We start from the raw sequence: 11,391 nt of genomic DNA, 5'->3' as shown, positions 1-11,391 counted from the left end.
AACCCACCAACCCAAAGTACCCTTCAACCCCGGGCTCTCCCAGTAACTCGTGGTACGGCTACTGGGGGCAGGTCAGTTAGAAGCCAGCTCGACATCGCGCTTCTGACTTAGCTGACCTAGAACCCTAAGCAGGCTGAACTAAATAATTGCCCCAGACACTATTCCTCGCTGAACAAACAAAACTACATTACCATCACGTGGAAATATCAAAAATCTCGGGATTATCATCAAGAATTCTGCAGACATCCTGCGGGGCGACTATCGACAATACCCCGGTCAAATAATACTTCCTCGCATATAAGGAAACGCAGGAGAAAGACTGATTCTGAATTGCGCTCACAATTAACCCTGCACTGTCTGCACTAGTGTCCCTTCTGATCGCTGAGTACCTTGCAACTAGGGCACAGAATATAGACCAGGCATCTCTTCGACCATCCTCCAAAACCTGACGGTCAAGACCGAAAACCCGAATGCTTTCAATCCCCCTGTGCGAAGACGCCACAAACTTCCCAGTGGAGAGTGATAAATCCAGATGATCCATAGGATCATCATTCATTGGATTGATCAGAAGTGGAAACCCGGCTCCATCCAAAGGAAACTTGGATCTTTTGTAATTACTATTACAGTTCGAGCATGCTAGAAGATAGTTTTCCCAATCAAATGCATGCTCTGTGAAAATCGACTTCGGCCTAAAGTGCTCGATGTCCGTCGCTTCGCTGTCCTCGCAGTACATACAGCGAACTCTTCCGCTACAAGAAGATCCCAGCTTCTCCCGAATTTCCTGAAATGCTTTATTTTTTCTCTGGCCCCACAGCTCGTGACACCTTTTCACCTTATCCGCTGACGCGGCCACCAGACCGGCTCTTTTAGCCAAAATATTCAACGCATGCTTGCTCAGACTCGGCCGCGAGATCCTTCTCAAAGATTATTCTCCGATCAACAGCATTTGCGCTTCTGAAGATGGTGTCAAGGGGAAATCAATCTGCAATTGGCGAATTCTTGCCCGGTCTGCGCTGGTTGCCGCGCCCTTAAGAGCTTTTGCTTCAAGTACAGCCAGCTCCTTCAAAAGCTTCTGGGAGGTCGGTGATCGCGTGCTCTCAAGACCAAATAGCTCAGACATAGCCGCTTCATCTGCAGTACCAAGCACAACCCTTTTGTGCAGCGTCGGATGCACAACCTGCGCAGAAACACTTTCACCAGGCGCTGCAAGTCGAATTAACCCCCCAGGGTCAGCCGCCTGACAAACAAATGGACTATGGGAAGATACGATGAACTGAACATTTGGAAATCTCTCCTTTAGCCAATATCCAATTCTCTGCTGCCAACTCACGTGAAGATGCACATCGATTTCATCGATTAGAACAACGCCAGGATAGGGAATGGTATAAAGTCTTCTCTTTTTACCATCTTCGTCTTCAATCTCTATCTCGCGCAACTGAACGTCGCCATACACTTTATGCATATGCCTTACGAGATCCAGCACAAGCGCAATCGAGGTCCTATAGCCATCACTCAAATCGCGCAGTGGCAACTTTGCACTACCCTTCCTGACCCACAGCCCATCGGAGTCAACGTTCTCGATCTTGACGCCATCTGGTAGCATTCCATCATTCAGAAGCGCAATAGTGTTCTTCTCAAGAATATCCGCCCCCGCCTTTCCTTCCAGGCGACGAAGATATACATCCTTCAACCATTGAGCCGCCTCAACTAGCGATGCATCTTCACGAAACAGACTTACTAGACGGGGCACATGGCTAGGGCCGACCATCAAACGCTGCGCATCTGATGCGTGGCCGGTCAGCCGACGAAAAGGACCATAACCAGCAACAAACCAGCCCTTAGGATCTTCATTCCAAGGACCACGCTCCGGACTTTGCTTCATTTTCTTGTTGAGTTGATACTCACCCAGGGTCGGCTCCTGCCCCTCCTCACCATCCCATTGCAGCCCCGTCCAGAAGTTCGAAGTAGGTATCCGTCCAGTTCGTTCGAACTTATCGCAGCTATCGAACGATATCTGAGTAGCCACTGTCGCCTTTCGCTCTCCAGCTTTTATCCACCCCTGAAATGATTCTTGGAGAGATCTTGCCGATGTAATACCAGCAATTGAGAAAGCAATCGCTCTGAGAAAACTGCTTTTACCTGCTCCATTTCTACCGGCGATCACAGTCCAGCCTGCATACCCACCATCAGGACGTGCGAACGAGATATCCACTCCTTGATCACCGCTTCCGAACCCACGAATGTTTTCGATCACGATTCTATTTAGGTACATAAGTTGTCATCTCAAGAAAGGCGATTCGGCCGTGCAAAGATTGATCTTATCGCGACGCCGTACTAGAGAGCGTCCCGGTCTGTAATAAAAAAAAGGCGGCCATTGGCCGCCCTTTTTTGGCTCAAACGCTACTCAAACCCCAACCGGATTCGCCTTCTCCGGATCGATCTTGTACAGCTTGATCGCCCGTGCCACATCCTTGCCGGTCATCTTGCCGTCCTTCGCCAGTGCATCGATCGCCGCCTGGGCGATGTAGTAACGGTCCACCTCGAAGTGGCGACGCAGGTTGGCACGCGTATCCGAGCGGCCGAAGCCGTCGGTGCCGAGCACGGTGTACGTGGCTGGCACGAAGGCGCGGATCTGGTCGGCGAACGCGCGCACGTAGTCCGTCGCGGCGATGACCGGGCCCTGGCGGCCTTCCAGCAGTTCGGTGACGTAGGCCTTCTTCTTCGTCTTGGCTTCGGGGTTGAAGCGGTTCCAGCGCTCGGCATCCCAGCCGTCGCGGCGCAGCTCGGTGAAGCTGGGGCAGGACCAGATGTCGGCGGTGACGCCGAAGTCCTTGTCCAGCAGCTCGGCGGCGGCGATGGCTTCGCGCAGGATGGTGCCCGAGCCGAGCAGCTGCACGCGCAGCTCGCCCTTCTTGGCCTTGCCGGCGTCCTTGAGCAGGTACATGCCCTTGATGACGCCTTCGGCCGCGCCGTCGGGCAGCGCCGGGTGGCTGTAGTTCTCGTTCATCAGGGTGAGATAGAAGAACTCGTCTTCCTGCTGGTCGAGCATGCGGGTCATGCCGTACTGCAGGATCACCGCCACTTCGCCTGCGAACGTCGGGTCATAGGCGCGGCAGTTGGGGATGGCACCGGCCAAGAGGTGTGAGTGGCCGTCCTCGTGCTGCAGGCCCTCGCCGTTGAGCGTGGTGCGGCCGGCGGTGGCGCCGAGCAGGAAGCCACGGGCGCGCATGTCGGCCGCCTGCCAGGCGGAGTCGCCAATGCGCTGGAAGCCGAACATCGAGTAGTAGATGTAGAACGGCAGCATCGGCACGTCGTTGGTGCTGTAGCTGGTGGCCGCGGCCATCCACGAGGCGAACGCGCCGGCCTCGGTGATGCCTTCCTCCAGCACCTGGCCGGCCGCGTCCTCGCGGTAGTACATGAGCTGGTCACGGTCGACCGGCTTGTACTTCTGGCCCTGCGGGGCGTAGATGCCCAGCTGGCGGAACAGGCCTTCCATGCCGAAGGTGCGGGCCTCGTCGGCGACGATCGGCACGACGCGCTTGCCCACTTCCTTGTCGCGCAGAATGATCGACAGCGACTGCACGAAGGCCATGGTGGTGCTGATCTCGCGCTCGCCGGTGTCCTGCATCAGGCGGTCGAAGACCTTGAGCTCGGGGGCCTTGAGGGTCTGCGTGCTCTTGCGGCGACGCTGCGGCAGGAAGCCGCCGAGCTTCTCGCGGCGCTCGAGCATGTACTGCACTTCCTCCGAGTCCTTGCCCGGGTGATAGAACGGAATCTGCCCGTCCTTGAGCGCAGCGTCGCTGACCGGAATCTTGAAGCGGTCGCGGAACGTGCGCACGGCCTCGTCGTCGAGCTTCTTGGTGTTGTGGGTGGGGTTGAGCGCCTCGCCGGCGCTGCCCAGGCCGTAGCCCTTGACCGTCTTGGCCAGGATCACGGTGGGCTGGCCCTTGGTGTCCATGGCGTTCTGGTAGGCGGCGAAGACCTTGTGCGGGTCATGCCCGCCGCGGTTGAGGCGCCAGATGTCGTCGTCGCTGAGGTTGGCGACGAGGTTGGCGGTTTCCGGGTATTTGCCGAAGAAATGCTCGCGCGTGTAGGCGCCGCCGAAGGCCTTGCAGTTCTGGTATTCGCCGTCGACGGTTTCCATCATCAGCTGGCGCAGCATGCCGTCCTTGTCCTTGGCCAGCAGCGGGTCCCAGTAGCTGCCCCAGATGGTCTTGACCACGTTCCAGCCGGCGCCGCGGAACGCGCCTTCCAGCTCCTGGATGATCTTGCCGTTGCCGCGCACCGGGCCGTCGAGGCGCTGCAGGTTGCAGTTGATGACGAAGACCAGGTTGTCGAGGCCTTCGCGGCCGGCCACCGAGATCGCGCCGAGGCTTTCCGGCTCGTCGGTCTCGCCGTCGCCCATGAAGCACCAGACCTTGCGGTCGGACTTGGGCATCAGGCCGCGCGCTTCGAGGTACTTCCAGTAGCGCGCCTGGTAGATGGCGGCGATGGGGCCGAGGCCCATCGAGACCGTGGGCACCTGCCAGTAGTCGGGCATCAGCCAGGGGTGCGGATAGGACGAGATGCCCTGGCCGTCGACTTCCATGCGGAAGTGGTCGAGCTGGGCCTCGGTGAAGCGGCCTTCGAGGAACGAGCGCGCGTAGATGCCCGGCGAGCTGTGGCCCTGCGTGGCGATGACGTCGCCCGGGTGGTCGGCCGACGGCGCGCGGAAGAAGTGGTTGAAGCCCACGTCGTAGAGCGTGGCGCTGGAGGCGAAGCTGGCGATGTGGCCGCCGAGGTCGCCCGGCTTGCGGTTGGCGCGCACCACCATGGCCATCGCGTTCCAGCGGATGATCGAGCGGATGCGCCACTCCAGCTCCGGGTTGCCCGGCATCTTCGGCTCGAGGTGGGCCGGAATGGTGTTGACGTATTCGGTGGTCGGCGCGAACGGCAGGTGGGCGCCGGCGCGGCGGGTGAGCTCGACCATGTTCTCGAGCAGCTGGTGCGCGCGCTCCGGGCCGCCGACGTCGATGACCGCTTTGAGCGACTCCACCCATTCGCGGGTTTCGGTCGGGTCGGGGTCGTTCTGCAGGACGTCGTTCAGCCAGTTCATGTGTGCTCCAGCGCGGCACGCGCGCTCGCGTGCGTGGGGGTCGATCGGACCCGTGATTCTATCAAGGATGACACCGGGGTCCGGACGGTGGCGAACGGTTCCGATTGCCAGCCACGGGGCGCCTCGGCGATGATCCCGTGTTCAGGGGAGGATGCGGCATCATTGCGCGCCGAACCGCCCGCGCCCGAGCCCCGTCCCCGATGCCGCACGCCTTCCCCACGCCGTTCAGCCGCTGGCGCCTGCCGGTGCTCGGCCTGCTGATCACCCTGATCGTGATCGGGCCGTTCCTGATCATCCGTGCCGCCACCAGCCAGGCCGAAGAGGCGATCACGGCCGTGGTGCACACGCGCGAGGTGCAGACGCTGATCCACTGGGTGTCGGGCGATGCGCGCAGCCTGGAAGGCGCGGCCATCGCGCGTACCCGCGGCATCGACACGCCGCTGCTGCGCCAGCGCATCACCGAGGCCCGCGAGCGGGTGCTGCCGAATCTCGACCAGGTGCTGGCGCTCACCCGCGACAACCCCGAGCAGCAGGCCCGCCTGGGCGCGCTGCGCAATACGCTGGAGATGCGCCTGGCCCGGATCGACGAGGTGATCGAGGCGGCCGAGGGCGCGACCTACGAGCAGATCGACGAGATGATCGTGCTCTATCCGATCCAGCGCCTGGTGCAGGACATCGTGGCGTCCGAGGAGGCACTGCTGCAGGATCGCCGCGCCTATGCGGCCCGTGCCAACCAGCGCGCCGACAACGCCAGCTGGGCCGCGATGGTGGTGCAGCTGCTGTTGCTGCTGGGCGCGAGCTACTTCGCGCTGCGCCAGCAGAGCGGGCGACTCGACGCCCAACGCCAGGCCACGGCGGCCAGCGGCCGGGCGCTGGCGGTGCTCGACAGCGTGCGCGAGCCCATCGTGCTGATCGACGGCAGCCAGCGCGTGGTGATGCACAACGCGGCCTTCGCCGAGCTCTACGGCGTGGACGAGGATGCCCGCGGCCGCCCGCTGACCGAACTCGGCGGCGGCGCCTGGGACAACCCGGACACCCTGCGCCGCCTGCACGACGTGCTGGCCCGCGACCGCGAGCTGTGGGACTACCGCCTGAGCCAGCCCACGGCCGACGGCGTGGAACGCACCATGCTGATCAACGCGCGGCGCATGCCCCTGCCCGACCGCGACGATCCGGTGGCGCTGATCACCGCGTCCGACGTCACCGCGCAGACGATCAGCGAGCGCCAGATCCGCGAGCTCAACCAGCAGCTGGAAGGCAAGGTGGAGCAGGTCTCCGACGTCAACCGCGAGCTGGAGGCCTTCAGTTATTCGGTGTCCCACGATCTGCGCGCGCCGCTGCGCCACATCGCCGGTTTCGCCGACAAGCTGGGCCGGCACCTGGGCGAGAACGTCGACGACAAGACCACGCATTACCTGGGCGTGATCGGCAGCTCGGCCAAGCGCATGTCGGCGCTGATCGACGATCTGCTGGTGTACTCGCGCCTGGGCCGCAACGCGATGCGCCTGCAGAGCGTGGACCTGCAGTCGATGGTCAACGACGTGCGCGCGATGCTCGACAGCAACGCGCATGCCGAGAATCCGGAGCACCGCATCGCATGGTCGGTGGCGCCGCTGCCGATCGTCGTCGGCGACGAGAACATGCTGCGCCAGGTGTGGATGAACCTGCTCGGCAACGCGGTCAAGTACAGCAGCGGCACCGAGCCGGCGCGCATCACCGTGGACGTCAAGCGCCTCGACGAGGGCGGCTACCAGTTCTGCGTGGCCGACAACGGCGCCGGCTTCGACATGCAGTACGCGGGCAAGCTGTTCGGCGTGTTCCAGCGCCTGCACTCGGCCAACGAATTCCCCGGCACCGGCGTGGGCCTGGCGAGCGTGCGTCGCGTGCTCGGCCGCCACGGCGGCCGCATCTGGGCCGAAGCCGAACCCGGCAACGGCGCCACCTTCCATTTCACCCTGCCTGCGTCCGGCCAGGACGCGGGTGCCAACGCCACCGGAACCCACTGACATGAGCGAAATCCGCACGATCCTCCTCGCCGAAGACAGCCCGCACGACGCCGAGATGGCGATCGATGCGCTGCGCGAGGCCCATCTCGCCAATCCGATCGTGCACGTCGAGGACGGCGTCGAGGCGATCGACTACCTGCTCCGCCGCGGCAAGTTCGCCGACCGCCCCGAGGGCGATCCGGCCGTGCTGCTGCTCGACATCAAGATGCCGCGCATGGACGGCCTGGAAGTGCTGAAGCAGCTGCGTGACCATGAGACGCTCAAGCGCATGCCGGTGGTGATCCTGTCCTCGTCGCGCGAGGAAAGCGATCTGGCACGCAGCTGGGACCTGGGCGTGAACGCCTACGTGGTCAAGCCGGTGGACGTGGACCAGTTCTTCGACGCGGTGCGCACGCTCGGCAAGTTCTGGGCCGTGCTCAACGAAGTGCCCGAGGAAGACTGAGCCGCATGCCCCAGGACGATGCCGAGGCCCGGGACGGCGCCCTGCGTGTGCTGATCGTCGACGATTCGCGCGACGACGCCGAGCTGACCGAGTTGGCCCTGCGCGATGCGGGCATGGCGATCGACGTGCGCCTGGTGCACGGGGAGGCCGGCCTGCGCGAGGCGCTGCATGCGTTCGCGCCGCAGATCGTGCTGTCGGACGTCAACCTGCCGGGGTTCTCGGGCGCCGAGGCCCTGCAGATCACCCGGGCGCTGCGTCCCGGCGTGCCGGTGGTGTTTCTGACCGGCTCGGTGATGGGCCTGCCCGGCGAGGAACTGCCGGTCGGCGACGGCCTGGTCTACAAGGATGCGCTGGACCAGCTGCCGGACGCGGTGCGCCAGGTGCTGCCGACGCTCTGACTGCCGCACGCGCGCAGGCCGCATCTCGCCTCTGCGTGACATGAAAAAGGCCGGTGCAGTGCACCGGCCTTTTTTGCGTGCCGACGACCGGCGGGCTCAGCCTTCGAGCTGGGCCTTGCGGATCTGCGCATCGACCGCCGCGATCGCGGTCATGTTGATCACCCGGCGCGGCGTGGCCGACGGGGTGAGGATGTGCGCGGGCTTGTTGACGCCCATCAGGATCGGGCCGAGCGCAGCGCCGCCGGTCATCACCCGGATCATGTTGTAGGTGATGTTGGCGGCGTCGATGTTCGGGAACACGAACAGGTTGGCGCGCCCGCTGAGCGTGGTGTCGGGCAGCATGCGCCGGCGCAGGGTGTCGTCCCAGGCGGTGTCACCCATCATCTCGCCGTCGAACTCGAGCTTCGGCGCGCGGCGCACCAGGATCTCGCGCACCTCGCGCATCTTGCGGGCGCTGGGATCGTCGTGGCTGCCGAAGTTGCTGTGCGACAGCAGCGCGATCTTGGGCTCGATGCCGAACAGCTTCAGGCGGTAGGCGGCCTGGATGGTGCTCTCGGCGATCTGCTCGGCGGTCGGGTCGGGCTGGACGTGGGTGTCGACGAAGAACCACAGGCCCTGGTCGTTGACCACGCCGGTCATCGCCGAGGTGCTCTGCAGGCCCGGATCGAGCCCGATCACGCTGCGCACGTAGCCGAGCTTCTTGTGGAAGCGGCCGACGAGGCCGGTGATCATCGCGTCGGCCTCGCCGCGGTCGACCATGATCGCGGCGATCAGGCTGGGCCGCGAACGCAGCAGGTTCTTGGCCGAATCCGGGGTGACGCCGCGACGCGCGGTCAGCGCGTGGTAGTGCTGCCAGTACTCGTTGAAGCGCGGATCGTCGTTGATGTTGGTGAGTTCGAAATCCGCGCCCGCGCGCAGGCGCAGGCCCAGGCGCTGGATGCGCATATCGATGACGTCGGGCCGGCCGATCAGGATCGGCGTGGCCAGGCCCTCGTCGACGACGGTCTGCACCGCGCGCAGCACGATCTCCTCCTCGCCCTCGGCGTAGACCACGCGCTGGCGGTCGCCGCGGGCGCGGTCGTAGACCGGCTTCATGACCAGGCCGGTGCGGTGGATGAACTGGCCGAGCTTCTCGCGGTAGGGCCGCAGATCGTCCATCGGCCGCAGGGCGACGCCCGAATCCATCGCCGCCTGGGCGACGGCCGGGGCGACGATGGTCAGCAGGCGCGGATCGAACGGGCGCGGAATGATGTAGTCGCGGCCGAAGCTCGGGATCTCCTCGCCGTAGGCGCTGCCCAGATCGCTGGCTTCTTCCTTCGCCAGCTGGGCGATCGCATGCACGCAGGCCAGCTTCATCGCCTCGTTGATGCCGGTGGCGCCGACGTCGAGCGCGCCGCGGAAGATGTAGGGGAAGCAGACCGCGTTGTTGACCTGGTTGGGGAAGTCGGAGCGGCCGGTGGCGATGATCGCGTCCGGACGCACGCGCCGGGCTTCCTCCGGCATGATTTCCGGATACGGATTGGCCAGCGCGAGGATCACCGGGTTCGGCGCCATCGTCTCGACCATGTCCGGCTTGAGGATGCCGCCGGCCGACAGGCCCAGAAACACGTCCGCGCCGGCCACGATCTCGGCCAGCGTGCGTGCGGGGGTGTCACGCGCGTAGCGCGCCTTGGCGTCGTCGAGATCGGTGCGGCCGGCGTGGATCACGCCGTCGCGGTCGAAGGCGAGGATGTTTTCGGGGCGCAGGCCCAGCGCGACCAGCATGTCGAGACAGGCGATGCCCGCCGCACCCGCGCCGGTGGTGGCGAGCTTGACGTCCTCGATGCGCTTGCCGGCGATCTCCAGTGCGTTGACGATCGCGGCGCCGACGATGATCGCGGTGCCGTGCTGGTCGTCGTGGAACACCGGGATCTTCATTCGCTCGCGCAGCTTGCGCTCGACGATGAAGCACTCCGGCGCCTTGATGTCCTCGAGGTTGATGCCGCCGAAGGTGGGCTCGAGGCTGGCGATGATGTCGACCAGCTTGTCGGGATCGGTTTCGTCGACCTCGATGTCGAACACGTCGATGCCGGCGAACTTCTTGAACAGCACGCCCTTGCCTTCCATCACCGGCTTGCCGGCCAGCGCGCCGATATTGCCCAGGCCCAGCACCGCGGTGCCGTTGGAGATCACCGCGACCAGGTTGCCGCGCGCGGTGAGTTCACTGGCGGCGTTGGGGTCCTTGACGATCTCCTCGCAGGCGAAGGCCACACCCGGCGAGTACGCCAGCGCCAGGTCGCGCTGGGTGAGCATCGGCTTGGTGGCGCTGACGGTGATCTTCCCCGGCGGCGACGAACGGTGATAGTCGAGGGCGGCCTGGCGGAATTCGTCGTTGGACATCGGCGGAGGGTCTGCTCTGGAAGAAAAGGCGCGGGACGGGATTCTAACCCCGCACCGCGCCGGCCCCTGGACGAGGCGTGTGGTGCGCGGCGCCCGGCGGCGTCAGTCGAGTGCGAGCACGCCGCGATCGCCGGGGCCGGCGGCCGGATCGGGCGCCCGGGCGACGGGGGCCGGCGTGCCGTCGAGTGCGCAGGCCAGCGCGTCGCGGTCGAGCGCACCTTCCCGGCGCGCCACGACGACCGTCGCGACCGCATTGCCGATGAAGTTGGTGATCGAGCGGCACTCGCTCATGAAGCGGTCGATGCCGAGGATCAGCGCCATGCCCGCGACCGGAATGGTCGGCACCACCGACAGCGTGGCCGCGAGGGTGATGAAGCCCGCACCGGTCACGCCGGCCGCGCCCTTGGAGCTGAGCATCGCGACCAGCGGCAGGGTGATCTGCTGCCACAGCGTGAGTTCGGTATTGGTGGCCTGGGCGATGAGCAGCGCGGCCAGGGTCATGTAGAGATTGGTGCCGTCGAGATTGAACGAGTAGCCGGTGGGCACGACCAGACCGACGACCGACTTCTGGCAGCCGGCCGTCTCCATCTTCTCCATCAGCGACGGCAGCGCCGATTCCGACGACGACGTGCCCAGCACCAGCAGCAGCTCGGCCTTGAGATAACGGATCAGCTTCAGGATCGAAAAGCCGCAGGCGCGCGACCGCGCCCAGGATCACCAGCACGAACAGCGCGGCGCTGACGTAGAAGGTGCCCACCAGCCACGCCAGGTTCACCAGCGACGCCAGGCCGTACTTGCCGATGGTGAAGGCGATGGCGCCGAACGCACCGATCGGCGCGGCCTTCATCAGGATGTGCACCAGCTTGAACACCGGCACGGTCAGCGTTTCGAGAAAACGCAGCACCGGCCTGCCGGGCTCGCCCACCAGCGCCAGCGCGATGCCGAACAGCACCGCGATGAACAGCACCTGCAGGATGTTGCCGTCGACGAAGGCACTGACCAGCGTGCCGGGAATGACGTCGAGCAGGAAGCGGCGCCGCCCCGCCCGACGCGCGGGCGATGCGCGAACAC

At 64.4% G+C, this 11,391-nt stretch carries 7 protein-coding genes and 1 pseudogene; 3 read left to right on the top strand and 5 right to left on the bottom strand.

Annotated features, from left to right (window positions below):
- Window positions 1–193: 193 nt before the first annotated feature.
- From PQS31_RS09765 to aceE, 3 genes are all read right to left on the bottom strand, one after another.
- Window positions 194–883: an HNH endonuclease gene (locus PQS31_RS09765; RefSeq protein ID WP_272762520.1), complete on the bottom strand. Its 690-nt coding sequence runs from the start codon at window positions 881–883 to the stop codon at window positions 194–196.
- Between the two features lie 42 nt (window positions 884–925).
- Window positions 926–2,254 carry an AAA family ATPase gene (locus PQS31_RS09760; RefSeq protein WP_272762519.1) on the bottom strand — a complete coding sequence of 443 codons (1,329 nt, stop codon included), beginning with the start codon at window positions 2,252–2,254 and terminating at the stop codon, window positions 926–928.
- Between the two features lie 150 nt (window positions 2,255–2,404).
- Window positions 2,405–5,095 (bottom strand): pyruvate dehydrogenase (acetyl-transferring), homodimeric type, encoded by a 2,691-nt coding sequence (gene aceE, locus PQS31_RS09755; RefSeq protein ID WP_272762518.1) that lies wholly within the window; start codon window positions 5,093–5,095, stop codon window positions 2,405–2,407.
- A 200-nt stretch (window positions 5,096–5,295) separates the two neighbouring features.
- On the opposite strand from aceE, the gene PQS31_RS09750 reads away from it, so the two are divergent.
- From PQS31_RS09750 to PQS31_RS09740, 3 genes are read left to right on the top strand one after another with little or no spacing between them, the layout of a single operon-like run.
- A complete protein-coding gene (locus tag PQS31_RS09750) occupies window positions 5,296–7,101 on the top strand; it encodes an ATP-binding protein (protein WP_272762517.1) in 1,806 nt (601 codons plus the stop codon).
- Window position 7,102: 1 nt separating this feature from the next.
- The gene (locus PQS31_RS09745; RefSeq protein WP_272762516.1) at window positions 7,103–7,543 is read left to right on the top strand and encodes a response regulator; all 441 of its coding nucleotides are present in this window, start codon (window positions 7,103–7,105) and stop codon (window positions 7,541–7,543) included.
- 5 nt (window positions 7,544–7,548) lie between these two features.
- Window positions 7,549–7,941 carry a response regulator gene (locus PQS31_RS09740; protein ID WP_096207837.1) on the top strand — a complete coding sequence of 131 codons (393 nt, stop codon included), beginning with the start codon at window positions 7,549–7,551 and terminating at the stop codon, window positions 7,939–7,941.
- Window positions 7,942–8,037: 96 nt separating this feature from the next.
- On the opposite strand, the gene PQS31_RS09735 is transcribed toward PQS31_RS09740, so the two are convergent.
- Together PQS31_RS09735 and PQS31_RS09730 are read right to left on the bottom strand one after the other, a co-directional pair.
- Window positions 8,038–10,320, bottom strand: coding sequence for an NADP-dependent malic enzyme (locus tag PQS31_RS09735; RefSeq protein ID WP_272762515.1), 2,283 nt, complete (start codon window positions 10,318–10,320; stop codon window positions 8,038–8,040).
- Window positions 10,321–10,422: 102 nt separating this feature from the next.
- Window positions 10,423–11,350: pseudogene (locus PQS31_RS09730) on the bottom strand (cation:dicarboxylase symporter family transporter); the annotation flags it as partial.
- Window positions 11,351–11,391 lie beyond the last annotated feature (41 nt).

The sequence above is a fragment of the Luteimonas sp. BLCC-B24 genome, from assembly GCF_028550595.1.
Lineage (GTDB): Bacteria > Pseudomonadota > Gammaproteobacteria > Xanthomonadales > Xanthomonadaceae > Luteimonas.
Note: the sequence above shows the minus strand (reverse complement) of the source record. Positions and strands in the feature narration are given on the sequence as shown.